Annotated in this window: 25 protein-coding genes and 1 other annotated feature; of the genes, 8 read left to right on the forward strand and 17 right to left on the reverse strand. The window is 48.0% G+C overall.

The window, feature by feature from the left end:
* Positions 1-24: 24 nt before the first annotated feature.
* From K4H28_RS09820 to K4H28_RS09840, 5 genes are all read right to left on the reverse strand, one after another.
* Positions 25-579: a GNAT family N-acetyltransferase gene (locus K4H28_RS09820; RefSeq protein WP_221005033.1), complete on the reverse strand. Its 555-nt coding sequence runs from the start codon at positions 577-579 to the stop codon at positions 25-27.
* A gap of 1 nt (position 580) precedes the next feature.
* On the reverse strand, positions 581-1114 hold the full coding sequence (locus K4H28_RS09825) for a GNAT family N-acetyltransferase (protein WP_221005034.1): 534 nt from the start codon (positions 1112-1114) through the stop codon (positions 581-583).
* Positions 1089-1832: an aspartate/glutamate racemase family protein gene (locus K4H28_RS09830; RefSeq protein WP_221005035.1), complete on the reverse strand. Its 744-nt coding sequence runs from the start codon at positions 1830-1832 to the stop codon at positions 1089-1091. Before K4H28_RS09830 ends, K4H28_RS09825 begins: the two co-directional genes overlap by 26 nt.
* A 9-nt stretch (positions 1833-1841) precedes the next feature.
* Positions 1842-2447: a LysE family translocator gene (locus tag K4H28_RS09835; RefSeq protein WP_221005036.1), complete on the reverse strand. Its 606-nt coding sequence runs from the start codon at positions 2445-2447 to the stop codon at positions 1842-1844.
* A gap of 407 nt (positions 2448-2854) precedes the next feature.
* Positions 2855-3346: a GNAT family N-acetyltransferase gene (locus K4H28_RS09840; protein ID WP_221005037.1), complete on the reverse strand. Its 492-nt coding sequence runs from the start codon at positions 3344-3346 to the stop codon at positions 2855-2857.
* Between the two features lie 89 nt (positions 3347-3435).
* Here K4H28_RS09840 and K4H28_RS09845 point away from each other — a divergent pair, with 89 nt between their 5' ends.
* Together K4H28_RS09845 and K4H28_RS09850 are read left to right on the forward strand one after the other, a co-directional pair.
* Complete coding sequence (locus K4H28_RS09845; RefSeq protein ID WP_255573492.1) at positions 3436-4386, forward strand: LysR family transcriptional regulator; 951 nt, start codon at positions 3436-3438, stop codon at positions 4384-4386.
* Between the two features lie 409 nt (positions 4387-4795).
* Positions 4796-6148 (forward strand): ATP-binding cassette domain-containing protein, encoded by a 1353-nt coding sequence (locus tag K4H28_RS09850; RefSeq protein ID WP_221005038.1) that lies wholly within the window; start codon positions 4796-4798, stop codon positions 6146-6148.
* On the opposite strand, the gene K4H28_RS09855 is transcribed toward K4H28_RS09850, so the two are convergent.
* From K4H28_RS09855 to K4H28_RS09870, 4 genes are all read right to left on the reverse strand, one after another.
* Positions 6121-7340, reverse strand: a protein-coding gene (locus K4H28_RS09855; protein WP_221004794.1) for an IS3 family transposase whose coding sequence is annotated in 2 segments (ribosomal slippage) — positions 6121-7061 and positions 7061-7340 — 1221 coding nt in all. Because the reading frame shifts where the segments join, the coding sequence is not laid out codon by codon here. The genes K4H28_RS09850 and K4H28_RS09855 overlap by 28 nt on opposite strands.
* Positions 6949-7065 (reverse strand) — a sequence feature (AL1L pseudoknot). (Overlaps the previous gene by 117 nt.)
* Positions 7341-7693: 353 nt before the next feature.
* On the reverse strand, positions 7694-7912 hold the full coding sequence (locus K4H28_RS09860) for a hypothetical protein (RefSeq protein WP_221005039.1): 219 nt from the start codon (positions 7910-7912) through the stop codon (positions 7694-7696).
* Positions 7913-8267: 355 nt separating this feature from the next.
* On the reverse strand, positions 8268-8672 hold the full coding sequence (locus K4H28_RS09865; RefSeq protein ID WP_221005040.1) for a DUF4332 domain-containing protein: 405 nt from the start codon (positions 8670-8672) through the stop codon (positions 8268-8270).
* A gap of 1 nt (position 8673) precedes the next feature.
* Positions 8674-11394, reverse strand: coding sequence for a bifunctional acetate--CoA ligase family protein/GNAT family N-acetyltransferase (locus K4H28_RS09870; RefSeq protein WP_221005041.1), 2721 nt, complete (start codon positions 11392-11394; stop codon positions 8674-8676).
* Positions 11395-11567: 173 nt separating this feature from the next.
* On the opposite strand from K4H28_RS09870, the gene ppa reads away from it, so the two are divergent.
* Positions 11568-12098 carry an inorganic diphosphatase gene (gene ppa, locus K4H28_RS09875; RefSeq protein WP_221005042.1) on the forward strand — a complete coding sequence of 177 codons (531 nt, stop codon included), beginning with the start codon at positions 11568-11570 and terminating at the stop codon, positions 12096-12098.
* 99 nt (positions 12099-12197) lie between these two features.
* On the opposite strand, the gene K4H28_RS09880 is transcribed toward ppa, so the two are convergent.
* The 4 genes from K4H28_RS09880 to K4H28_RS09895 form a co-directional block, all read right to left on the reverse strand.
* Complete coding sequence (locus tag K4H28_RS09880; protein ID WP_221005043.1) at positions 12198-12683, reverse strand: dihydrofolate reductase; 486 nt, start codon at positions 12681-12683, stop codon at positions 12198-12200.
* Positions 12684-12708: 25 nt separating this feature from the next.
* The gene (locus K4H28_RS09885; RefSeq protein WP_221005044.1) at positions 12709-13392 is read right to left on the reverse strand and encodes a peptidoglycan DD-metalloendopeptidase family protein; all 684 of its coding nucleotides are present in this window, start codon (positions 13390-13392) and stop codon (positions 12709-12711) included.
* Entirely contained in the window at positions 13392-13943 is a 552-nt protein-coding gene (locus K4H28_RS09890) for a DUF1415 domain-containing protein (RefSeq protein ID WP_221005045.1), read from the reverse strand. Before K4H28_RS09890 ends, K4H28_RS09885 begins: the two co-directional genes overlap by 1 nt.
* Positions 13944-14108: 165 nt before the next feature.
* A complete protein-coding gene (locus tag K4H28_RS09895; RefSeq protein ID WP_221005046.1) occupies positions 14109-14930 on the reverse strand; it encodes a flagellin N-terminal helical domain-containing protein in 822 nt (273 codons plus the stop codon).
* A 213-nt stretch (positions 14931-15143) separates the two neighbouring features.
* Between K4H28_RS09895 and K4H28_RS09900 the strand changes: the two genes are divergently transcribed.
* The 3 genes from K4H28_RS09900 (at position 15144) to K4H28_RS09910 (ending at position 18419) form a co-directional block, all read left to right on the forward strand.
* Positions 15144-15743 (forward strand): YitT family protein, encoded by a 600-nt coding sequence (locus K4H28_RS09900; RefSeq protein ID WP_221005047.1) that lies wholly within the window; start codon positions 15144-15146, stop codon positions 15741-15743.
* A gap of 125 nt (positions 15744-15868) precedes the next feature.
* A complete protein-coding gene (locus K4H28_RS09905) occupies positions 15869-17578 on the forward strand; it encodes a putative bifunctional diguanylate cyclase/phosphodiesterase (protein WP_221005048.1) in 1710 nt (569 codons plus the stop codon).
* A gap of 181 nt (positions 17579-17759) precedes the next feature.
* Complete coding sequence (locus K4H28_RS09910; protein ID WP_221005049.1) at positions 17760-18419, forward strand: restriction endonuclease; 660 nt, start codon at positions 17760-17762, stop codon at positions 18417-18419.
* Between the two features lie 53 nt (positions 18420-18472).
* Here K4H28_RS09910 and panC read toward each other — a convergent pair whose 3' ends face one another.
* From panC to pcnB, 4 genes are all read right to left on the reverse strand, one after another.
* Complete coding sequence (panC, locus tag K4H28_RS09915) at positions 18473-19312, reverse strand: pantoate--beta-alanine ligase (protein WP_221005050.1); 840 nt, start codon at positions 19310-19312, stop codon at positions 18473-18475.
* A 180-nt stretch (positions 19313-19492) separates the two neighbouring features.
* Positions 19493-20287 carry a 3-methyl-2-oxobutanoate hydroxymethyltransferase gene (panB, locus tag K4H28_RS09920; RefSeq protein WP_221005051.1) on the reverse strand — a complete coding sequence of 265 codons (795 nt, stop codon included), beginning with the start codon at positions 20285-20287 and terminating at the stop codon, positions 19493-19495.
* 164 nt (positions 20288-20451) lie between these two features.
* Positions 20452-20952 carry a 2-amino-4-hydroxy-6-hydroxymethyldihydropteridine diphosphokinase gene (folK, locus tag K4H28_RS09925; protein ID WP_221005052.1) on the reverse strand — a complete coding sequence of 167 codons (501 nt, stop codon included), beginning with the start codon at positions 20950-20952 and terminating at the stop codon, positions 20452-20454.
* 2 nt (positions 20953-20954) lie between these two features.
* A complete protein-coding gene (pcnB, locus tag K4H28_RS09930; protein WP_221005053.1) occupies positions 20955-22310 on the reverse strand; it encodes a polynucleotide adenylyltransferase PcnB in 1356 nt (451 codons plus the stop codon).
* Positions 22311-22512: 202 nt separating this feature from the next.
* Between pcnB and K4H28_RS09935 the strand changes: the two genes are divergently transcribed.
* Together K4H28_RS09935 and K4H28_RS09940 are read left to right on the forward strand one after the other, a co-directional pair.
* Entirely contained in the window at positions 22513-23358 is an 846-nt protein-coding gene (locus K4H28_RS09935; protein WP_221005054.1) for a PhzF family phenazine biosynthesis protein, read from the forward strand.
* A 265-nt stretch (positions 23359-23623) separates the two neighbouring features.
* Entirely contained in the window at positions 23624-26440 is a 2817-nt protein-coding gene (locus K4H28_RS09940) for an ImpA family metalloprotease (RefSeq protein WP_221005055.1), read from the forward strand.
* The last annotated feature ends 169 nt before the right edge of the window (positions 26441-26609 follow it).

Raw genomic sequence — 26609 nt, forward strand, 5'->3', positions numbered from 1 at the left:
AGTTAGATTGCGGATTTCATGTAATTAATTTTTAGTTAGAATTGGTGAAAATTCAGAATTTAATAAGCCATAAATCAAATCATTGTGCCATTGCATATTTAATTTAGAATTGTCCCTTATTTTGCCTTCTTGTATAAATCCGGCTTGCTCTAACAAGCTGGCTGAGGCGATATTTCCTTCCGTTACGGTTGCTTTTATTTTGTGAAATAAGCAATCATTAAAGGCAAATTTTAGTACAGCTTGTAAAGATTCTTTGCCATAGCCTTTTCCCTGCTCATCGGGGTGCAATAGAAAACCAACTTCAGCCTGCTGATATGGCTCCCATTCGGGTATAAATCCAGTCACTCCAATCGGCATATTGCGGCGTTTATCAATCATGATCAGGCATAGCCAGTGTGAGCTGTGTTTGGTCCATGCGGTTAGGCGACTATTAAATTTTTCATTGATGGTATCGGCAGATAAAGTATCACTTACATAGCGCATCACATCAGGGTGTTGATGGAGTTGGCTAAAAAATCCTCTGTCAGCTTCAGTAATAGATTTAAGGATTAATCTTGCTGTTTCTATATGGATACCCATTTTATGGCCTGTTATTTTTTAACTCATGGCTGAGTAATGAATAATTCATCAGCGATATATATTTATTTTCCTTTATTTCACATTCCCGGCTGATGCCCTCTAAAGTAAAATTAAAGGCTTGTAATAGCTGCTGCGATTTTAAATTTTCTATTTCTACTTCAGCACTGATACGGTGAAGTTTTAATTCATTAAAGGCATAGGTAAGCAACCCATGCAATGCCTCCTGCATAATACCTTTGCCCCAGTGCTGAGGTAGTAGCCAATAGCCTAATTCGGCATTTTTGTTCTCCTGACAGATATTATTTAACCCTTGTGCGCCCAACTTGCTACCTGCCGATTCAATTGCCAGCCAACACCCTGTGCCTTGTTCGGCAATGGATTGATACCAGCTCATTTGCGCCTCACAAGCACTTTGTGTTGAATATGAAATACCATAGTGTTTGATGACATCGGGGTGAGACAGCCCAGAATAAACAAAGGCTAAATCATCGGGTCTGAATGTTATTAAGCTAAGTGTATTTAGTTTTATATTCATTTTTATTCCAAAAAAGAGTGACGTCTTCGGTGCAGGCAGCCTGAATGGCATAGCGTATATGCAGCTCGGTGGTATCAAAGATCGGGATTTCCACATTCTGCTGCTGAATTAGCATGGCAATTTCCGTGCAGCCCAGTATGACGCCCTCCGCACCCAGCTTAATTAATTGCTGAATGATGGCAATATATTCTTGTCTGGATGATTCATTAATAATGCCCTGACACAGCTCCTGATAAATAATCTCATGCACTCTGTTGCGGCCAGCTTCATTTGGGGTAATTACTTCCAGCTGGTGCAGACTGCTTAATCTACCACGGTAAAAATCTTGCTCCATGGTGAATTTTGTACCTAATAGTGCAACTTTTTTAATGCCTGCTTTTTTAATGGCATCGGCAGTGGCATCCGCAATATGCAGAAATGGAATATCGATTTTCTCTTCAATTTCAGCAGTTAATTTATGCATGGTATTGGTGCATAAGATAATTAAATCTGCACCGGCTAATTGCAGGGAGTAAGCCGCATGAGCCATAATTTCGCCAGCTGTATCCCATTGCCCTGTGCTTTGCAGTGCTGCTATTTCTGCAAAATCCACACTCAGCAGAATTACTTTGGCAGAGTGCAGCCCGCCCAATTTTTCTTTAATAAGCTGATTTGCTCTTTGGTAATAAATCTGGCTGGATTCCCAGCTCATGCCACCTATCATACCAATTGTTTTCATATTGCACCTTTAAGCTAATAAAGCTAATTCACCATGTAATAGAAAGAATGCTGTGATCGCCATCAGACTGGCCATAATGCCGTTAAATAGTTTTAATTTTTTTGGCACCAAGAGCTGTTGGCGTAATGCATCGCCCAGCCATGCCCAGATACAGATGCAGGGTAAATTGATCAGCGCACATAAAACGGCTAAGGCGACTGCAGCAAATAGATTGTTTTGGCCGGCAGGCAAAAACAGAATCACGGTATTGATGACCATTACCCAGGCCTTTGGGTTGATCCACTGAAATAGCGCTGCGGCTAAAAAGCGCATAGGTTTGGCGGCTTCTTTGCCTTCAGGGGATGCTGCTTTCCATATTTTCCACGATAGCCACAATAAATAAGCGCAGCCAAAGACGCCTAAGATTGGGCGTACTGTATTCATACTAGCCATGACCCAGGCCAAGAGTACACCGACGATAAATACCTGAATACCGTGACCAATGCTAATGCCTAATAAATGTGGAATGCTGCGACGAAAGCCAAAGTTACCGCCAGAAGCAGCCAGCATCAGATTATTGGGTCCGGGTGTGACAGACATCAGTGAGACATAGCTCAATAAGGCAGGATTAAGCATAAATTTCGCTTGGTTGTGGGTAAAGGCAATTCATAGTAAAAGCTTCTTTAAATTGGTAACAGTGACATTGTGTGAATGTTTTGATGGGTACAAACTGGGGGTTAGGAACGAATTGGTGACGTTGATGCGAATAGATACGCTTTATCAGCAGTTGGCTGATGATTTCGCGCTAGCAATCAGTAGCTGCTCATTACCGGCCGGCTCAAAATTGCCTTCAGTACGTAAAACCTCGCAAAGCCGTCGGCTATCTTTGAATACAGTACTCACGGCCTATAGATGTTAGAAGATCGTGGTTTGGTTGTAGCAAGACCGCAGTCCTGCTATTACGTACGCCGTGGAAGCCAATCAAACGAAGCCCAATAGCTAGGCTAGAACTTGTCTAGCCAACTCGGGGTGATTCAAGTCGTTCAAAGATCCATGACCATTTCATGCCAAGATATTCCACCATGATTCGAGCTGGATGGTCTGATGTAGCGATAGCCGAACTTCTGGTAAAGCTCAACATGGCGTTGCTTGCACATCAAGTGAATACTAAGTTTGCCAGTTACTTTCATTATTTTTACAAACTCTCGCATAAGCAGTGAGGCATATCCTTTTCCCTGATACTCGGGTGCCAGTACTACAGACATAATCACCACGTTGGTGGCCTCAGGGTCGTGTCCAACCAGCTGCTTGAATTCCTCATCGGACATTTTTACCTGATGGGAACAGCCACTATTGATGAACCCAATAACCTCACCTTCCAGCTCAATGATCAGGAAACCTTGAGGATACTGGGCAATGCGCAGGGCAATCTTCTCCTTAGTGGCTGCCTCATCACCGTCATAGGCGGAAATCTCAATTTCATAGCAGCGCTGCACATCCTGTGCCTGGGCGAAACGAAAAGCGGGAATTAACATAGCTAGCGGTTCTCTCTGTGAATGTAGAAGTATTCTATTGCATCATTTATCTGCATATACTGCATTATTTTCATTGCAGGATGCACAACATGCACGACCCTCTCAGGCAGTTGGATCTGAATCTTCTGCTGATCTTTGATGCTCTTTATCGGCACGGCAGCGTAGCAAAGGCCGCCAACGAGTTGTGCATCAGCCCATCAGCATTCAGTCACGCCTTAGCACGATTGCGTGACAGTTTGTCTGATGAACTATTTGTTCGCTTTGGCAATCGAATGCAAGCTACGATACGAGCAGAACAGATTGCCCAAGTGGTGGGCGATGCTCTGGGTGCATTGTCAACCTGCCTGCCGAGCACCTCAGCATTCGATCCGGCAACGAGTACCCAAACTTTTGTATTTGCGGCAACGGATTACACAGCATTTGCCTTGTTGCCAATGTTCATTGCCCAGCTGCAGCATTTTGCTCCTGGATTAAGCATCAAAGTGGTGTACTCCAACGGGCAAGACTCATACGATGACCTAGTCGCCGGAAAGGTCGATTTTGTTTTAGGATTCGCCGAAGAGTTCGGCTCCAGCAGGGATGGGATAGGCGCAATAGAATGCTTTACCGATGACTACGTCGTTGTAGTTCGCAAGGACCACTCGACTATCCGGAGCGAGCCCAGCTTGGTGCAATATCTGTCGGCTAGACATGTTGTGGTTACCCCGTGGAATGAGGCTCGAGGCGTAATTGACCGGGCGTTGGAAAAACTAGGTTTACATCGCAATATCGCTGTACAGCTCCCCAGCCTGATGGCTGCGCCATTTATCGTGGGAAGTTCCGACCTGCTTATTACTCTGCCGCATCGCGCTGCGCTAGCTTTGAGCACTGCTGCAGCAGTTAGGCTTTTCCCCACACCATTTTCAGCTCCACAAAATGTGCTCAAAGTGTTCTTTAACGTGAAGCACTCAAAAATAGCAGGACATAACTGGGTAAGTAAGCAGATTCTGCAAGCAATTCATGAGCAAAAGGATATTTTGGAAGCTAGCAGCTTGCAATAATGAGGACAGCACTTACAGGGTGGTGCCAATTCGCGACATCACTCTGTAGTCGTACACTGATTCCTAGTATCGGCAATGTAATGGCCCACTAAATTTAGTCACCAGGTAAGGTTGGGCGAACCGTCAGCTTTGGCCGACCTGTAGATGCCGAAGCTACAAAAATGAAAGGCCGCAAACCATCAGGTTGCGGCCTTAATCATTTCAGGTTTCTACAAAAACTGTTCGGCCTTGGTGGCCATTAACAGTAACCGTGGTAATTTTACATAGTTGAAAGTTATTGTTTTTGCATAGAATACTCATCTCTTCTAAAGGAATTTTCGACATGCGCCATTAATGCTGCCGTGCCACGCACGGCCTTGAAATATCCCGAACCATTGGGTTTCCAAGCCTTGCTAACAGGAGCATTCGTATGTCTACATATCTAAATTTAAATCAGCTTTCTCTCGTCCTACCTGATGGACGCCGCCTTTTCTCCAATTTGAATTATTCATTTTCAGCGCAACGCACTGGATTGGTTGGAAATAATGGCGTAGGCAAATCATTGCTCGGGGCGATAATGGCTGGCGAAGTTTTGCCAACTTCTGGCACCATTCACCACACAACGTCGATTCATCACACGCGTCAGGTAGTTGACCCTGTGCAGCAAACAACGGTCGCGGCATTGGCTGGCGTTGAGCCTATCTTGCGCGCACTCGAACGGATCTCCAATGGCTGTATTGATGAGTTGGATTATCAAATCGTCGGCCATCGTTGGGATTGCGAACAAGAGCTCGCATTTCAGCTCGAGCAAATCGGCTTGGGGCATTTGAAGAGCTACACCCCGACTGCGCAGCTTAGTGGAGGTGAACGTCAGCGCGTGATGTTGCTTGGTGCATTTAATTCAAATCATGACTATTTGATTTTGGATGAGCCCAGTAACCACCTCGATCGCAGGCAAAAACAAGTGCTATCCAATTGGATTAAAGCGAGCAAAAAAGGATTACTGCTTATTAGTCATGATCGTGAATTGCTGGAGTTGGTTGACGAAATTGTAGAGTTGCGTGCCGATGGCATTGCTTGTTACGGTGGTGGTTATAGTGATTTTGCTCAGATTAAATCAACGCAGCAGCAAGCATTGCAAGCTGATTTACACGCCGAACGCACGCAGGCAAAACGCGAACACAAAGCGATGATAGCGCAGCTTGAACGCCAGCAAAGGCGATCCGCACAGGGGGGGCGAATAGCGAAAGAAGGAAATCAAGCCAAGATTATTCTTGATGCGCAGCATGAGCGGAGCCAACATACAACCGGAAAAATGTTGGAGCAACAGCAGGAGCGACGTGCAGATTCACTAGAGCGAATTGCTTCGGCGAAAAGCCGATGTGCGCCGGTGATTCAGCACCTGCTCTTGCCGCCTGAAAGCACCGTTGGAACTGGAACGCAAGTTTTGCAGTTAGTGGATTTGGTTTTGCCATTTGGTTCTTGCGAGCCACTCAATGCAATTTTTTCTGGTCCATGCAGAATCGCGGTTCATGGTGATAATGGCAGTGGAAAATCAACGCTATTAAAGGTGATTGCTGGGGAGATTCAACCAAAATCAGGGCAGGCTTTGAGTCAATTAAATATCGCGTGGCTAGATCAGCATGCTGGTGCGGCATATCGTGATCAAACGCCAGTGCAGTGCTTACAATCAAGCAATCCCAACATGAGTGAAACTGAATCGCACCGAGTTTCGCGGAGGCTGTTTGGTTTGAGTCAGACCAACACGGCCTGCTCGCTTTGATTACGATAATAGTTTGCCTCTGCTTCCGCGGGTGGAATGTGGCCAATCGACCCAAGCAAACGATGGTGATTGAACCACGAAACCCATTCCAATGTCGCTAGCTCCACAGATTCTAGACTTTTCCAAGGTCCCAAACGGTGAATCACTTCTGTTTTGTAGAGTCCGTTAATCGTCTCCGCTAATGCATTGTCGTAACTATCGCCAGTTGTACCCACTGATGGCTCGATGCCAGCTTCAGTCAATCGTTCGGTGTAGCGAATCGAAACATATTGCGAACCACGGTCGCTGTGATGAATCAACGCCTCACGCTCTGGCTGTCGCGCCCAAAGGGCTTGCTCCAACGCATCCAGCACAAACTCGGTTTGCATGTTGCGGCTCACTCGCCAGCCCACGATATAACGAGCAAAAACATCGATCACAAAAGCTACATAGACAAAGCCTTGCCAAGTCGACACGTAGGTAAAATCCGACACCCAGAGTTGATTCGGTCGTTCGGCTACGAATTGACGATTTACATGATCGCGGGGGCAAGCAACGGCAGGATCGGGACGTGTCGTTCGCACCGCTTTGCCACGCGATACGCCGCGTAAACCGAGGCTTCGCATCAAGCGTTCAACGGTACAGCGCGCCACAGTATGTCCATCTCGCTTGAGCTGCCGCCATACTTTTACCGCACCGTACACCTGATGATTCAATTGCCAGACACGCTCAATTTCACCGCTCAGTTGCTCATCACGAATGGTACGCTGACAACGCAAAGCTGGATTGCGCAGCCGAGCGGCGTAACGTCGATAGGCTGACGGGGCGACCTGTAATAGCTTGCAGATCGGCTCGACCCCGTGCTGCTCACGGTGGGTATCGATGAATCCTCTTACGATTTCAAGCGGCGGTCGAGCTCCGCCTGTGCGAAATACGCGCTGGCCAGTCGCAGAATTTCGTTGGCTTTTTTAAGTTCGCGCACTTCGCGTTCTAGCGCTTTAATGCGTTCGTTCTCTGCTGAATTTTTGTTGGCTTGAACGGTATCGCCACCTTGCCGACGGCACCATGTGCGCAGCGTTTCTGGCGTGCAGCCTATTTTGCTGGCAATTGAAACGAGGGTTGCCCATTCAGATGGATATTCGGCAAGGTGCTCAATGACCATGCGAACAGCCCGTTCGCGGACTTCGGGGGAAAAGTGAGTTGATTTCTTCATAGCGCCATTCTCTCAAGAATTGGAGCCGCCGCGAAACCCGGTGCGACTCACTTCGGCTTGTTTAAAAATGGCCATGATTTGGCTGTCAGTAAAGCGGGATGATTTCATAGAAGCGCCTCAAATCGTTACGAGGAAATTCTACTTAAAAATGAGCTGGTTTGATGGGGGGGTTACCCTCGCGAACTGTTTGGAAAAGCAAAATAAAACCCCGCCATAAACAGACGGGGTTTGTCATCAATCTAAGTTTATCTAAGCTTGGCTTTAAATGATTCTTTAATGATTCGAGGCATTAATCGGCATGAGTTGCCGAGGGGATAAAGTTCATCACCCCAGGTTAAAGTGGCTGATTCAAATTAATGAAATTGCAATTGAATTTGCTGCTTAGCCAGCGCAGCTGCTCTTTGCAGTGCTGAATGAACCGTAGCACGAGCAGCAGATGGTGCTGGCTGCCAGTCGGTCACTGGTTTACGGACATTGCCGTGGCAAATTACAATTTGAAACCAACCTTCCATCTCAGTTGAACGAGTGGATGGACGAGCTTCTACATCAAAATCAAACATACGATTAGTCATACTGGACTCCAAACTACATGGCTTAGCCGACCACAATTAAAAAGGTCGCATAGCCTAACTCCGCCCAAAAGCCGGACGGTAAAGCACCAAATAGAAGAGCACCACGTTCAGGATGAACTTTGCAGAAAAGCTGAGGAGGCTTGCTGGGGAGAACTACTAAAACACAGGGCAATCATCACATTGAGTGGATTGCATTTATGTGCTCAATCAAATCAGTGGAGCGAATTTACAACATAAAAAAACCAAAGTCAACACATATTGTCAATATAAAAATACGGTGTGATTATTAATCCGCTGATTTGTCATCGAAAATAATCGGCGCTGCGCCTGAGCACAGCACCGATTGACTCAAGAATCAGTACTCAACACCGCGCGGTAAATCTTTAGCTTCCGCAATCCATTTTTCAACTTGCGACAAACTGGGCGTGCTACCCGCTAGTTTTTTAGCTTCATTAGAGGCGGCAAGTGCTTCTTGCAAATTTTGTGCATTGCGGCGTGCTAATTCAGCAACGGTATCTACGCCAGCGGCTTCGAGCAATTCCGCAAACTGACCCGCTACACCATGAATTCGGAATAAATCAGCATGGTTCACCCATTTCAAGATGAGCTTGCCGGTGATGCCGGTTTGTTCAGCCAATGCGTCACGACCTTTTGGCGTATTGCCTGCTGTCAGCAAGGCTTCCACCGTAATAATGCCGGCTTCTTTGAGTTTTGCAGCGTAGTTTTCACCAATGCCTTCAATATCGATAATTGCGGTCATATTACTGATTCTCCAATTGAGTTTGAGTGTCTTGTACGATTTCAGTGAGCGGCTTGACCACCCACTTCAAGCTATCATCTTCTGGATGCTTACCAATTGTAAAGCCTAAATGTTTCATAAATGTCAGCATCGTCTTATTACTGGTCAACACTTCGCCCTCAATGACCGACAAACCCATATCCCGCGCGGCGACAAATAGCGCCCCCATCAAACGTCCACCCAAGCCTAAACCTTGCCATTGATCACTAATAACAACGGCAAACTCACAGCTATCGCGGTCGGGATTAACGTTAAAACGCGCCACCCCGATGATTTCGGTGCCAGCACTGGTTTCCACCGTGGCAACAATCGCCATTTCACGGGTGTAATCCAATTGCGTAAAGCGCGCCAACATCGCTTGCGGCAAGGATTTCAGCGTACTCATAAAGCGGTTGTAGCGGCTTTCATCCGACAACTTACTCACAAACAAGGCGACCAAATCGGCATCTTCTGGCCGAATCGGGCGCAGCACCATGGGCAAGCCATTTTTCAATTGCGTAATTTGTGCCAGATGCGCTGGATACGGGTGAATCGCCATATGACTATAGCGACGGGCATTTTCAGGGATAGGCGCAACCACAATACGTGCATCGACCGCCACCACGCCGTGCTCATCCGCCACCAATGGATTGATATCCAGTTGCTGAATCTGCGGGAACTCACAAACCATTTCAGACACCCGCAGCAGTACTGATTTCACCGCCTCCATATCCACGCCAGGCAGATTCCGGAACGGCGCGAGCATTTTTTTGACGCGAGTACGGCGAATTAAGTTTTCTGCAAGGTATTCATTGAGCGGCGGCAAGGATACTGCAATATCGTTAAATACCTCGACCGTAACACCGCCATGACCAAAAGTAATCACCGGGCCAAAAGAATGATCGCGGCCTACGCCAATCATCAGCTCACGGCCGGATTTTTTACCGTGCATGGGCTGTATCACCAAACCGCGTACATTTTCGGCGCCAAGTTGTTCTTTGGCCCGCGCCAGCATTTTGCTCGATTCGGTGGCGACCTGAACCAAACTGGTTAAATTAAGAACTACGCCATCAATATCGGTTTTATGCACAATACCTTTGGCATCGATCTTCAGTGCCACTGGCAAGCCTAAACCCATCGCTGCAGAAACCGCATCATCGGCACTTTGGGCGCGAATGGTTAAGGTCACTGGAATATTAAACGCACGTAGAATCGCTTTTGATTCGACCTCATCGAGCACTTCTCGACCACCAGCCAGCACCGAATCAATAATCATGTGTGCGGTTTCAAGATCAGGCGCGTCCATTTCACCCAAGGGGCTCGGCGTTTGCACCAGCAATTGTTGATTGTATTGCCAGCTGGCGAGCGAATAAAACACCTCAACGGCACTTTCTGGCGCGTTAAAAAATGCTGTTTGTGCTTTAGCGAGTAATTTTCGGCTGGCATCAATCTTTTTGCCGCCGACCCAAGCGAGCAATAATGGCTTATCCGATGTTTTTCGCAGCGCAATCATCGCCTCGGCTGTGGCCATATCATCGGTGCCCACTTGCGGCGTAAATACCACCAACACACCATCAACATTGGGGTCTTTTAAGACCAACTCAGTCGCGAGTTTAAATCGCTCGGCGTTGGCATCGCCCAACACATCGACTGGATTTTGCAGACTACTTTGTACCGGCAAGATCGTTTTTAATTGCGCAATCGTTTCTGGCGTCAATTTGGGCAAATCAATGTGTAAATCACGAGCTCTATCGACTGCCATCAAACCAGCACCAATGCCGTTGGTCAAAATGGCGAGGCGACGACCTTTGGTGCGATACGTTCCGTCCAGCACGCGCACAGCCGTAAACAATTGATTAATCGAGCGTAAACGCAATACACCAGCACGTTTGAGAGCCACATCAAACACATCGTCATGTTTAATCAGCCGCTCAGAGTGGGTACGACCGAGTTTAACTTCATCGTCATAGCGGCCCACTTTCAAGGCCAATACGGCTTTAGAACGTGATGCGGCACGCAGCGCCGACATAAAGAGCCCCGCATCTTTTAAATCTTCGATATAAAGCAAAATAGCTTTAGTTTTCGGGTCGGCAACCAAGTAATCCAGCACATCGCCTACATCAATATCAGCAGCCGAACCAAGGGACACCACCGACGAAAATCCGACGTCATGTAATTCGGCCCAATCCAAAATCGCTGTGGTTACCGAGGATGATTGCGATACCACCGCCAAACTGCCGCTTTTAATTTTCCCTTGAAAATTAGCGGCGACCAATTTGCTCGGCGCACGGCAATAGCCAAATACCGTTGGGCCCATCACACGGATATTGAATGACTTGGCGAGCAGTAATATTTTTTCGAGTAGTTTTTGCCCTGCTTTGTCGTGGCCGACAAAATCACAGGACATAATCATGATATGGCGAATGCCGTGTTGACCACAGGCTTCGACCAATTTGAGCAAAGTTTTGCTGGGCGTCGTTAAAATCGCCAGATCAATGGGAGTGCTAATCTTGTTCACGGTTTTAACCGCTGGCAAACCAAACACGGTTTTGTGCCGTAAATTCACCGCATGTAGCGCCCCCGCAAACCCACCGTCAATCAAACTTCTCATCACCGAACAGCCCACCGAACCAACCGTTTCTGATGCACCAATCACTGCAATCGAGCGTGGGTCAAATAATGGGGCAAGGTAATGGGGTTTCATGATGTCTAGCCTTTATCGTGGACACTAAATTGTACAGCGTGTTTCATTATGGCAGACAGATATTGCACCGCAATATTTGTGCTTTCCCTACATATTCATGCCGCCGAACTATCAAGTGGCACAAGGGAAAGATATAATCCTCGGGTTTATTCCCCTACTCAGGATTGTGCATCATGGACATCAGCAAGATCCCAGCAGGTAAAAACCTGCCAGACGACTTTAACGTTATCATCGAAATCCCAGCGAACGCACCACCAGTGAAATACGAATTCGACAAAGAATCGGGCGCGATCATCGTTGACCGTTTCGTTGGCACGTCAATGTCGTACCCAATGAACTACGGTTTTGTGCCACACACCTTGTCACTTGATGGTGATCCTGTTGATGTATTGGTTCACACGCCATTCCCACTCGCTCCTGGCATGGTCATCAAATGCCGCGCGATTGGTGTATTGGGCATGGAAGATGAATCTGGCTTTGACGCGAAAATCATCGCATTGCCAGTTGAAAAAGTTTGCGCAATGTATGCACACATCCAAACTTTAGCTGACTTGCCAGAATTGCTGTTGGCGCAAGTGAAACACTATTTCGAGCACTATAAAGATCTCGAAAAAGGTAAATGGGTTAAGGTTCAAGATTGGGGCGATAAAGCCGCTGCAGAAGCTGAGATCATGACTAGCTTTGAGCGCGCTAAAAACGCTTAATTGATTCTTGCTAGACATAAAAAAGCCGATCTTAGTGATCGGCTTTTTTATTAAGTATTGCTTTCTAATCAATACTTAATAATGCGTACAAGCAAATACCTATGCTTTTGAGTATTTCACAAACGCATACTCGATGCCATTGGCTGATACATTCGGTTCGCGGCTAACTTCCTGCCACTTTTCCCGATCAAACTCAGGAAAATACGCATCGCCCACTGGACTCAAAGCCACTTCAGTCAAATACAATTCATCAGCCAGCGCCAAGCTTTGCTGATAAATCTCGCCACCACCGATGATAAATACAGTGGCATAGTCGGCGGATTTGGCCGCCGCTATCGCCGCTTCAATTGAAGTAAAACATATAGCACCAGCAGCTTGGAAATCGGCATTGCGCGTAATCACCCAATGCGGACGACCGGGTAATAATCCGGGCAAAGACTCAAACGTTTTGCGGCCCATAATCATCGGGCAAGCCATCGTCAACGCTTTGAAATGCTTAAGGTCTTCTGGCAAACGCCACGGCAATTGATTGTTAATGCCAATCACTCGATTTTGCCCCAGCGCTGAAATAATCGCCACTTGCATTGTTATTCCTTTTAATTCACTGCAATTATTTTTTTGGTAACACCGAAATCGGGTTGATAGTTTGACCTTTATAGCGAACCTCAAAATGCAATTTCACACTATCGGTCCCCGTTTGCCCCATCGTTGCCACGGCTTGCCCTTGCTTGACTTGTGCGCCCTCTTTGACCAGCAATTTTTGATTGTGGGCAGAGGCCGTCAGATAACCATTCGCATGTTGAATAATCAGCAGCAAACCATAACCACGAATCCCATCACCGGCGTACAGCACTTTACCATCGGCTGCGGCCACAATTGAATCGCCCACTACACCTCCAATGCCAATCCCTTTGACTCGCGGCGGCGCATAGGGGTATAGCAATGGACCTTGCGCAGGCCAAACTAAAGCAATCGCTGCCACAGGGGCTGTTTCTGGCTTTGTAGCAGGAACTTTCGGCAGAGAAGTTTGACTAGGGGTCGTTGGTTTAGTGCTCACGCCAGCCGGTGGGCTGACTCGCAATAGCTGTCCCACATCGATGTCTTGGGCTTTGGCAAGATTATTCCAGCGCACCAAATCGCTGACACTTTGCCCATTATTTTTGGCAATGCGATACAACGTGTCGCCGGCTTTAACACGATAAAAGCCTGTAGGAGTAGGCCCAGTCGAGATCGGCGCAGGCGTACTGCCACACGCAGACAACAGCAAAGTAAAAATAACAATCCACAAACGCATTATTTTTGACTAGCCTGCAGACCTAATGCCATCCAACCCGCGATACCGAGCTTTTGCAAGGTTTCAATATTACGTTCGAAAATCACATCCGGATTAGGAAAGGCCTCAACGGCTTTGGCGATACTGTCTTCACGCAACAAATGCAAAATCGGGAATGGCGCACGATTGGTGTAATTGCCGATGTCGTTTGGCTCGGTGTCGGCAAACTGGAAATCGGGGTGGAAACTCGCCACCTGCAAAATGCCTTCTAGCTCATGCTCGGCAACAATGTCATCGGCAAGCGCTTGAACATCGTTAAAAATCTCAAAATCAGGAAACAAGGTCGGATGAATCAATAAGGTGGTGTCGACTTCATCAGCCGGTGCTTGTGCCAAAAAAACGAGCTCTCGATCTAGATCATCTAAAAAGCCATCCAAATGTTTCGCATCACTCACCACAAAGCGAATCTGGTTTTTAACGAACACCGCTTTGGCAAACGGGCATAAATTTAAGCCAATCACGGCCTGCTCTAACCAATGCTGTGTGGTTTTGATGATTTCTTCGTGACTCATGGCAATTCCTAGACAAGAGTCGCCAATTTTACCTGCCTGCGCTGATTTTGGCTTGTAACAATCACCACTGATGGTTTGAAGCATAAAAAAGCGCCGACCTTAGAGTCGACGCCTTCATGTATATCAAGCTAGCTATTATTTAACAAGGCTTACATCAAAATACCCTCACCTCAACAAACTCAAAACCTGCCCCGCATTGGCTCTAGCTTGCACTTGCATCGCCAAACCCGCATTGGTGCGGATATTTTCTTGCGCCAAACGAGCGGTTTCTGCCGCGTAATCGGTATCAGCAATGCGGCTTTTGGCTGCCGACATATTGACCGATGTGGTTTGCAGATTTTGAATACCGCTGTCCAAACGACTTTCGAATGCACCGAGATTGGCGCGTTGCCCAGAAATCGTTTCAATATCGGCGTCCAACGCCTGCAAACTGGCCGTTGCCGCCGCAGTACTGGATAAATCGATCCGCCCAGCAACACTATTTAGACCAGCCTGCCCACCCAACGGGCTATTGCTCAAGCTCAATTGATCGCCGGCATTAGCGCCAGCTTGAAAATTAAACTGCCCGCCTTGCAATACAGCTTGCCCGTTAAATTGGGTGTTTTTAACAATATCGTTATTACTTTGCGACAAAGCATCTGCCTCGGCTTGCAAGGCTTGCCGATCACTGGCTGACAGCGTGCTATTGCCTGCCGCCACACTGAGTTCACGCAATCGCTCGGTATTATCTGAAATCGAGCTCAAAGCACCTTCAGTGGTTTGCGCTAAAGAAACGCCATCGCTTAAATTACGCACTGCCTGATTACTGCCGACGATCTGCGCGGCAAATTGCTGAATAATCGCCGCACCCGCAGCATCATCTTTTGCACTATTAATTCGCGAGCCACTCGACAGTTTTTGCAGGCTGGATTCCTGCGCACTTTGCGCTCGTGAGGTGTTGTTCTGCGCGGTGAGTGAGGCGAAATTGCTATTGGGGTTGATCATCATATTAACCTCCTGCCTATCCACTTTGATATGGTTATTAGACTACGCCGTTGCAACAAAAATCCCTAGCACAGAGCGACTGGCGGCAGAATATAATTAATTCATAAAAATCAATCACTAAGATCAATAAAAAAGAAGCCAACTAAGGTATTCCTGTACAGCCAAACACCTCAAAAATCGCTAAGCTGCGCACACCTCAAATCAGCGAATGAATGAATGCCTCACCCACCTCATACTTTACTCGACGACTTACAAGGCATGCTCAGCGGCGTGATTTTAGTCGCGCTCGGGATTCAATTTTTTAAACAAGCAGGCTTACTCACTGGCGGCGCGACGGGTTTAGCCTTCATTGTCTTTTATTTAGGCCAGCTACCCTATGGCCTGATTTTATTTGTACTCAATTTGCCGTTTTACATCTTTGCCTATCGCGTGATGGGTAAAGAATTTACGCTCAAAACTTTTGCCTGCGTCGCTAGCCTCGCCTTGATGACCGAGTGGATCCCGCATTTGATTAGCTTTAAAACGGTCAATCCGATTTTTGCCGGGCTGATGGGCGGTTTGCTGGCCGGTGTGGGCATCTTAATTCTAATCAGGCACAAAGCCAGTCTGGGCGGCGTCACCGTATTAGCACTGTACTTGCAAAAAACCAAAGGCTGGCGGGCCGGCCACGTGCAACTGATGGTTGACCTCGGCATTTTAGCGATCGGCATGCTGATTGTGAGCTGGCAACAAATGGCGATTTCGATTTTTAGCGCTTTTATCCTTAATATGGTCATCGCGACCAATCACAAAACCGGTCGTTATATGGGAATGTAAGCGTTAACGCTAGCATGTCGCGTTTGTATTAGCTAAGATGAAGCACCCTATTTATTTGCAATTCGCATCAATGCAAACCACTTTATCACTGATTTCAAATCGCTCCAGCAAAAAGGCTTTCTAGTATGCTGATGATTTTGTCTGCGCTATCAGTGATCTTATTCGTGATTGTCATCGTGGTCGTTTACCAGATGCAAGCCGCGCGGCGCAGCCAACAGCAGTATCAGTCGCTACTCGATAGCATTCCTGATTTAGCTTGGGTGAAAGACAAACAAAGCCGTTTTGTTATCGTCAACCAAGCTTTTCGCAATATCTGGAATATCAAAGACCCAAAATGGCTGATCGGCAAAGACGATTTTGCCTTGTCCCCGCCCGAGTTGGCTGCCAGCTATCAAGCTGACGATCGCCGAGTGATGAATGAAGCGCAAGCGTTGCAGTTTGAACGTAATTTTGAGCATATTCACGATGGCTCGCGCTGGATGGAGCTGATTAAAGTACCTGTCTATGAGCACGGCACAATTATTGGCACCGCCGGCATTGCGCGCGACATCAACATGCGTAAAGCAGCCGAAGAGCGCCTCTCTTGGCTGGCTCACCACGACCCACTAACCCAGCTTGGTAACCGAAGCTATCTAGCCATTAAAATTAAAGAGCGTATTCAAAATGCGGCACCGTTTTGTGTATGGCTGATTGACCTAGACCATTTCAAACGTATCAATGATGCACTGGGGCATCGCGCGGGTGACCAAGCTTTGGCGCAAGTCGCTGAAAGCCTCAGTAAAATTGGTGCGGAAGTCTTTCGGCTCGGTGGTGATGAATTCGTACTGCTGGATGATCTACGCCATGCAGAAAGCATTAATGATGCGCTCAGCCAGCAACTCAAAATACCCGTCACCATTGAGGGGCTCTACTTTGAACAAGGCTTTACTGCCGGCCAAGTCGATTTTCCCACTGATGGACAAACCGCTGAGCAGCTCCTCAAACATGCCGATGTCGCGCTGTACGAAGGCAAAGAACTGGGACGTGGCCATATTCGCCGCTTTGAATCCCATATGGCGACGCAAGCTGTACGCCAACTTGAATTAGAACGTGATTTACGGCGTGCGCTGCTAGAAGGTCAATTTCGACTGGTATATCAACCGCAAATCGCCCTCAATACGACAGAACTGATCGGCTTTGAAGCCCTAATTCGGTGGCGACACCCTGAGCGTGGCGAGATCTCACCGAATGACTTTATTCCCTTTGCAGAACAAACGGGGATTATTTGCCGCATTGGCGAATGGGCGCTCGATTGCGCAATTTGGCAAATCAAAACATGGCACGAAGCAGGATTGGCACTCGTCCCCGTTTCGGTCAATGTCTCGGCCCTGCAGTTGGCGCAGCCTTTATTTGCGGCCACTGTGATTGCTAGACTGGATGCGCTACCCGCCTATTTGCGCAATCAAATTGCATTAGAATTGACTGAATCGACACTCATGCACGAACAAGCTTTGAGCAGCGTGCATCAACTCACCGCCGCAGAGATTCCCATTTTTATGGATGATTTTGGCACGGGCTATTCCAATCTATCGACCATTTCACAGCTGGCGCTGTCCAAACTCAAATTTGATCGTAGCCTGATTCAAAACGTCGGCAACGACGCGTCTCATCAACGTGTTTGCCGCGCCCTGCTCGATTTGGCCGACGCTTTAGAATTAGAAGTCATCGCCGAGGGGGTTGAAACGCTGGAAGAAGCCCAATGGCTGGCAGAACAAGGTGTGCTGTATGCGCAAGGCTATTGGTTTAGTCACCCGCTAGAGAGCGCGGCGGCAATAGCATATTTGAAACGCCTTTAAATTAGTAAGCAAAATCACAAAACACTCCACAAATACTTACACAAAATAACATTAAATAGAAATTATTCGCCCTTTACTCTAAAATGCTAGTTCAAAAATTGCCTTCACTGAACTTGTGTCTCAGCGCTTAAATTATCAGTCCAAATCCAAGTTAGGCCAGTCATTGGTATTCGTCACTTTTATGGCGCTACTTTTGTTTGTCTATTTCTTGATCCCGATTTATTTGGGGGACGACATCTATCTGTCTATTTTAATCCCCTATTTTCAATGGATTATTTTAGGGACTATTGGATTAACTACTCTGTTTGGCGTGCGTCTTTGCTGTGCGAAAGCAGCTAGCAAAGCCTATAGTTCGAATGAAGTCACTTTATCCACAATCCCAAGTGATGGGCGAAAAAAATTCAGTATTACAGCGATCAGCCAATTTTTGATGCCGCCAACTTGGTCGATTGAATTCATGCAAAAACTCAGCTCAGCGCAATTTACTCAGCTGTGTTTGGCCTATTACGAAATCAAGGGCATTCCCCACACCACCCATCAATTAGGCTCATCGACTGGACTGAATATTTTGATCTGGCAGAACAGCATCGTTAGCAAAGTGATTCATTGTAGCAACGATCAAATCGTTGAAATGAATGCGGTACGCCAATTTTTAGGTGTGATGGTGCATGAACGCGCTCATGCTGGTGTGTATATTCATCGCGGGGAATTTGGAGATGAGGTGCGTAACTTTGCAGCAAGCCATAATATCCAACTGCGCAATGAATACGCTTTGCTCGCAAAGATTGAAAAGCTATCTGATCGACGCAAGCAACAGCTACTAAAAACGATAAAAAACTAGATGTATTGAGCTGTAGGCATTGCTAGATAATGACTACAGCCCAATACATAACATTAAAGATTGACTTCAATATTATCAATCAAACGCGTAGTTCCCAAACGAGCCGCAATCAAAATCACCAAATGCTGATCGGTGCTGGCTGCAGGTTTAAGCGTTTCGGCATTGCGAGTATCAACGTAATCAATATCGTGCCACCCGCGAACGCGCAAATCAGTAACGGTTTGAATAGCGAGTTTTGAGTAGTCCTTTTCGCCCGCTTCAATCGCCGCTTTCATGCGCGCCAAATGATAGTGCAAGCGCGGTGCTTCGGCGCGCTGATCTTCCGTTAAAAAGGCATTGCGCGATGACAAAGCCAAACCATCTTCTGCGCGGCCAGTATCCACCGGCAAGATTTGAATTTTCATATTCAAATCTTTGACCATGCTCTGAATCACAAACAACTGCTGGAAATCCTTGCGGCCAAAGCAGGCGATATCAGCTTCAACGATATTGAATAATTTGGTCACCACGGTGGCCACACCACGGAAATGCCCAGGGCGGAACGCGCCACAGAGCTCTTCGGCGATTGCCGGTGGCGTCACTTGATATTGCTGAATCACATTCGGATAAAGTTCACGTTCATCCGGCGCGAAAATGACATCCACCCCGCCTTGTTCAGCAATCAGCGCAGCATCATTTTCTAGCGTACGCGGATAGCGATCAAAATCCTCGCCTTGACCGAACTGCAAGCGATTCACAAAAATACTAACGACTGTATGTTCCGCTGCAGCTTTTGCAGCATGGATTAGCGACATATGCCCAGCATGCAAGCTACCCATCGTCGGCACAAAAGCCACCGTGCCCACTGTTTTGCGCCAAGCGCGAAGTTCTGCAATTGTATGGATGATTTTCATGGAGTGTGTGAGGTGTTAGGGGTAAGGAGTAACATGCAAACGCTAGCTGTTACGCTTTTAAAAATAGCGAGCGCCCGTCAGAGCGGTGAAGCCGGAGCACAGCAACCGGAATGTACACAAGTACATGAGGATTGTGAGCACCGCCTGATCAGCTATCACGGGATGCACAGCATTTTTAAATTAAAATGAATGTTCTTCTGCTGGAAAGGTTAAGCCCTTCACTGCTTTCACATACGCTTCCACTGCACCTTGGATGCTATGAACGCTGCCACTCATAAAGTTTTTCACAAAGCGCGCTTTTTTGCCCGGATAAACGCCGAGCATGTCGTACAGCACCAGCACTTGACCATCGACATCGACGCCTGCACCGATACCAATCGTCGGCACGGTCAAAGATTCAGTTATCGCTTTAGCGACAGTTGCAGGCACCATTTCCATCAACACCATACTCGCGCCCGCTGCTTGCAGTGCAAGTGCATCGCGTTTCAAAATATCGGCCTCGGTCTCGGTTTTACCTTGCACTTTATAGCCGCCGTACAAATGCACCGACTGCGGCTGTAGACCAATGTGCGCACAGACAGGAATCCCGCGTTGCACCAAGAAATCCACGGTTTCAACCATCACCGCGCCGCCTTCGATTTTGACCATCTCAGCACCCGCCGCCATCAATTTGGCCGCGTTTTCATACGCTTGGGTGTGGGATGCTTGATAGCTGGCAAAAGGTAAATCAGCCAATACCAATGCCTTACTCGTACCACGCGCAACGGCGGCGGTGTGGTAAATCATATCGTCCATCGTCACAGGCAACGTCGAAGTATGACCTTGAATCACATTACCGAGTGAATCGCCAATCAAAAAAATATCAACGCCCGCTTCATCGAGTAGACTCGCAAAACTTGCGTCATAGCACGTCAACATGGCGATTTTTTGGCCATCTTGTTTCATCTTTAATAGGGTATTTAACGTCGTCTTCATGGTTCAGTATCCATGGTTAGCAGGTCTGCACTCTTGATGCGCCTTGGTCAAATTGTCGCTCATCATCGCAATGAGGTAGCAAAACGCCACAAGGCGCTTTGTCAGCATCATCTGCAGAGCAGGAAAGCAAATCCTAACGGAAAGCGGGCAGGAATTCGACAACTTTACGCAGAAGTAAGGGATTTCTCGGGGATTCGGGTCAAAGTCTGTGCGGCCACTGCAGCCAAATAGTCTTGTGCAGCGCCTAATCCGGGAATCTGTGCCTGTGGCGCAATTTCCAGTAGCGGTTGCAACACAAACGCACGTTCATGCATGCGTGGGTGCGGCACGGTTAAGTCAGGCACATCAATTTGTTCGTTACCGTACAAAATCAAATCCAAATCTAAAGTGCGCGGTGAATTTTTGAAATTTCTCTCTCTACCATTTTCCGCTTCAATCGACAGCAGCGCCGCCAAGACTTCCAAAGCGCTGAGTTCGGTTTCTAGCTCACACACCGCATTCACAAAATCAGGCTGATCGGTATAACCCACTGGCGCGCTGGCATAAAACGACGAGCTTTGCAGCAGCGTCATCGTCGGCCACGCCGCCAGTGCGGCAATCGCTTGCTGTAATTGCGCCGCAGGATCGCCCAAATTCGCACCTAATGCGACAAAAATATGCGTCAAAATTAGGCCTCGGAAGTCTTCACAGTACTCTTGGCCGACGCAGGCTTGCGATGACGGCTACGCTTGCGGCGTTTGGCAGGTACATCGCCGCCTTGGCCACTTTTAGCGGCCGCATCGATCATGTCCATGCGTTCAGTGCTTTCGCTGATTTGAAATTTCGTCCACCAATCGGCTAGCTCTTGCTCAACCAAACCGCATTCAGCACGCAGCAAAAGAAAATCATAGGCGGCACGGAAACGGGGTTGTTCAAACAAGCGGAACGGGCGCAAACCCACACGCTGTTCGAAACGCGGTTGCATCGCCCAGATTTCTTTCATCGCCGCACCATAGCGGTTTGGAATCGCCAAACGTTTACACACTTTGCTTTCCACTTCATTCATCGCTTCTATCAGCGCAGGGGTTTTCACTTCACCTGCAGCGATGCGTTTGTGCCAATTTTCTTCCACTTCATGCCACAGCAAAGCTGCAAACAAAAAACCAGCCGAAACAGGTTTGTCTTCAGCTAAACGATTGTCGGTGTTTTCTAACGCTTTTTGCAGAAACTTGGCGGTGTCAGGCTTAGACAGCAATTTATCCAGCAAGGGAAACAGCGGTTTATGCAAACTTAATTCACGCAAAGTCTGCACACAAAGCCAGGCCTTACCAGACAGCAGCAGCTTCATCATTTCATCAAACAAACGCGCCGTCGGGATGTTTTCGAGCAGGGCCGCATGTTCACGAATTGGATTTTTAGTATCTGGCGCAATCGCTAAATCGAGCTTAGCCGACAAACGCGCCGCGCGCAGCATGCGCACAGGGTCTTCGTGATAGCGTTTAACCGGATCGCCAATCATCACCAACTGCTGTTTTTCTAAGTCTTCAATGCCGTGATGAAAATCGATAATTTCTTCTGAATTCGGATCGTAATACAGCGCATTCACAGTGAAATCTCGGCGATCGGCATCCTCAGCAATCGTGCCGTAGACGTTATCGCGAATAATTCGCCCAGATGCATCGGTCGGTGATTCAGCGCTGCCACGGAAGGTGGTCACTTCGATAATTTCTTCGCCACCGCGCTCGTAAAATGGCACATGCACAATGCGGAATCGACGGCCAATAATGCGCGAGCGGTTAAAAATATGCCGAACTTGCTCAGGCGTTGCACTGGTGGCCACGTCGAAATCTTTTGGCTCTTTACCCAATAACAAATCGCGAATGGCACCACCCACGATATAGGCCTCGTAGCCTGCGGCTTGCAGACGATCACAGACTTTCAACGCGCCTGAATGCAGTTGATCACGGCGAATGCCATAATGCTTGGCGTGAATCACGCGCTTGCCTGGGCGCCGTAGCACCTTGCCGATAAATTTACGAATCATGGGTGTTTTTTAATACTGCCAAGAGGCGAAACCCAATATTATACAAGCGCAACGTGGCATTCAGGGGATGATTTACTGACTTCGCTGACTACAAATGGGTTCATCACGCTAACCCCCTGCTATTTAATGCACTAAAATCTAATGTATATCAACAAAGACTATATTTAATAATACCTAGCAGGCAATACCCAAGGATATATTCATGAAACAAGTTCAATACCAACTGGTTAACGTTTTTGCTACGGATGCACTTTTTTCCGGCAATCCTCTCGCCGTGTTCACCGATGCCAGTGAAATTACTGAATTTGAGATGGCAGCGCTCGGCCAACAAATGAATTTATCTGAGATTACCTTTGTAATGCCAAGCACAGAGGCCGATGCCCATGTGCGGATATTTACGCCATCGTACGAGATGCCCTTCGCTGGCCACCCCACGCTTGGCACCGCGTTTGTCCTTGCCAATGGCAAATCATCAGTCCGACTCAAAATGAAAGCGGGCATTATTCCAGTCGCTTGCGATGGCGAGCAGATGACACTCACCGCCAACGCGCCCACCTATCGCGATGGCCCTGATATGACAACGCTCGCAGCCGCTCTGGGCATTACACCAACGCAAATCATAGCCACACCGCGCTTTGTAAATTGCGGTAGTGAGCAACTCATCGTGCCGCTCGACAGCGTCGCCAGTGTGGCGCAGTGCAATCTGAATTTAGCCCTGTTTGAGCAGGCCGCCACCAATCTAGCAGGCCGCTCAGGTGCGCTAGTCTGGGCGCGACAAAACAATGCCGATGGCAGTGAAACCGTCATCGCGCGTTTTTTCTGGTCGCAAAACGGTCAATCCGCTGAAGATTTTGGTACCGGCTCGGCGTGCGCCAATCTGGGCGGCTGGCTATTGGCTGAAAACGCAGCTCTGCCACTACAAATCAAGATGGAGCAAGGGCATGGTATTGGGCGTATCGCCCAGCTTCATTTGTTGGTCACGGCAGATCGGCAGATACAAGTCGGCGGTAAAGTCAAAGCCATTGGTAAAGGCCACTTTACTATCTGATTGACGCTCTCAAATCGGGCAGCATTCGCCCCCCTTTTTTCCTACAGAGCGATGACTCGCTCTGTCGTCACTCAGCAAGCAACGCCCAGCAATGGCGTAACTAAAAACAAGAAACGGTAGATATAGCCAGCCGTTCGTCATCATTTGTGACCTTACTCACCCTAGGTGATCAACTTATGCCGCCCTCATGTATCAGCATTTTCTAATAAATATTAGAATTCGACTCGAAAAATGCTGACACTTATATGCCTTGAGAGCCGAAAACATGAAAATTCAATACATTGCAGCCCTTATTTGCACCGGACTGCTCTCCGCCTGTGGTGGTGGCGGATCTAACTCGGGTACGTCAGCCAACCCAACGCCTCCCACTGGTTCAAATACCAATACATCGGGCACATCGCTAGATCAAGTCTCAAATCCAAACCTAAACAAACCAGGAACAGGCATCCCTGGATCTGAAACCAGCAGCAATCCGATTGTGCAAGCACTGCAAATCGGCAGCGTGAAGGGGCTCACTGCAGCCGATCGCACGGTCTTACTCCAATTGGCGACTCAACTGGCGGATCGTTACAAACAAAATCAAAATGGTGCGCTTGCTGATATTTTTGCTGATCCTAGTGCCACGCTAACTCTCAATCACACCACCGATAGTAGCGAAATCAATGTAGGCAGTCGCACGGTGGCGACGCCCTTACTCACCGCCGATGATGGCAGCGGTATGGCAGCAATTGCTCAATATGGTAAAGGGCGCGGTCTAGCGTATGGCAAAGATGTTTTAAGTTGGATCGCAAATCAGTCGCAAGAAACGCAACATACCGCGCTATTTACGCGCGCGTTCAATTGGGTACTCACAGGCAAAGCTGCTGGCCCTTTACCCAACACGGTAAAATTTGCAACAACCGGCTATACCGCAAGCAATGTCAGCAAAATGATCAGCACCCAAGGCAAAGCAGCACAAGCCATCAGTTGTGATTTAAGCGCCAGTAACAATACCTGTTGGCAAGAGGCTGATCTATTGGTCTTTGGTAGTGGCACACCGAACACCCCAGGATTGGATAGCCTGATTCGTAAATACATGGAAAACGGCAAGGCCGTGATCTACATGCATCCAAACTGGATCGACTCCGCCGGTGGGCGCCAAGTGCTGGCCGGCATGGGCATGACGCTCGGCGGCTACCCTGGTAATTATTTTTCCTCGGCAGCGGGCGTTTCAATTGGCAGCACTCGCACCGTTGCAGAAAATCTAAGCCGCAGCGATCAAATGAGTCAACTGGTGCAATCGCTCACCTTGATGGGGCAAGACAAACCGCAGCTGGCGATCAGTCAAGACAGCAGTGTCACAACACCGATCACGCAAATTCATAACGAATTGGCGGCGATGCAAGGCAATGGCAGCAATCTATTTAACGATCCGACCACCGATTTATATCGCTTATTGGTACTTTGGGCCGACTTGTATCGACCCGAAATTCAATACGGAAAAATCAACCGCGATACTGCACCGGGTGATTTTCTACGCACTTTTGCCTCGGACTCATGGTTAGCTTTTAATCGCACAGACACGACCGTAGCCACAGCAGGCCAAGGTGATTTTATGCCTGTTGCAGCACACAGTCTGCCTGTAAGCAGTAGCGCCGAAAGTATTGAAATAACGATCCCACAAGGCAGCGGCATTACCTCAATCGGCCGCGCCGCCGTGCCAGGCAAACCAGTGCAGATTGAAATTGTGAATAATGGGGGCGCAAGCAGCCTAAAAGTGCAAACCAACTACCTACGAGCCTGGGGAAATCCACTCACCGATAATATCAACGAAGGCTATAAACGCCCTCGCCGTCCGCAATCATTTGCTATTTTGCTAGCTGGCTCGGGTGAAACAAACTTTGTAACGCCTTTTGGTGGACCACTTTATCTCAGCTACAGCGGTGCAACTGCAGGGCAAAACGTGACACTCAGAATTCGTGGCGCGGCTAAATACGCCCACTTTGACTTTACGAAAACGCAAACTCAAGCGGAAATTGACGAAGCCGTCGCAGCAATGAAACGTCGAGATTTTGGTTGGCAAACGGCCAAACTCGTTGGCGGTGAAATCCAACAAACGATAGGCTACGCCAGTAGTGAGATGGGCAATAAAACACCAGAGCAATATATTGTTGGCGAAATCAAAGAATTGCTTTTTGATTCCAATCATATCGCCAACGGCTACAACAATATGCCGATGAGCAGCAATGTTGCCGCGCTATGTACGCAATTTAACTGGGATTGCACGGGATCGATTCATCGCGCGCCGGGTGTGCAACATTTTGTGGGTTGGATCGCGACTTGCGGCTACCTATGCTCGGGCAATCCATCCGATGGCTATGCAGGTATTGGCGGCACCGGTTGGGGGCACTCACACGAACTCGGTCACAACACCGTGCAGCGTGTCATGCAGATTACCTTCAACGGCAAAGGCTGCGTCGTCGAGTGTGACAACAACATTCTCGCTAGCGCCCATATGCTGCGTCAATTTGCACTTCGCGGCATTGATACTGGACACGCCACTGACCATCCAGGCCTATACCAAGACATCGTTGCAAACCGAGCCAGCAGCTTAACCGGCAACGCCAAAGTACTGGACATGCAAACCCGACTTTGGGATATGGCCAATGGCCAAAACCCTATGCGAGCAGTGCACTTCCAATTGGGATTCCTGTTTAGCCGCTACCGCGCTAACGAAGTGAAACCAACAATGCAAAGCACAATGGATTACTTCACCCTGCTCACCAAAGCAGATCGTTTAGTAGGCCAAGCATGGGATAGCACCAATAAAAGCAAATATGGCATGAGTCGATTTGCCGATAATAAAATCAACAACCCAGACTTACTGTTTGTATTAAGCTCGAAACTCATCGGCAAAGACCTACGCAATGTGTTTGCAATGTATGGCTTTACCTTATCGCAATCCGCGCTCGATTCGGTTGCCGATCTCAATCTTCCCGTCTTAACTGAGCAGTTTTACGCGCTACAAACGGGTAAGCACAACCACCTCACTACCGGACAATGGCTGGATCTATCTAGCACGACACCAGCCTATCCGTTCTAAGCACCACCACTCAAACGCTCAAGTCATACTCATCAGCCCCACTTTGTTGGGGCTTTTTTCTGTCAAGCCAAAACATTCACCCTGATTTTGCGGAACAAAACCTCATGTTGGACGTCAGTCGTTTAGGTTTCACCGTATAATTGCCCCCACTTCTTGTTCACACTTACAT

This window comes from Deefgea tanakiae, from assembly GCF_019665765.1.
GTDB classification, from domain to species: Bacteria; Pseudomonadota; Gammaproteobacteria; order Burkholderiales; family Chitinibacteraceae; genus Deefgea; species Deefgea tanakiae.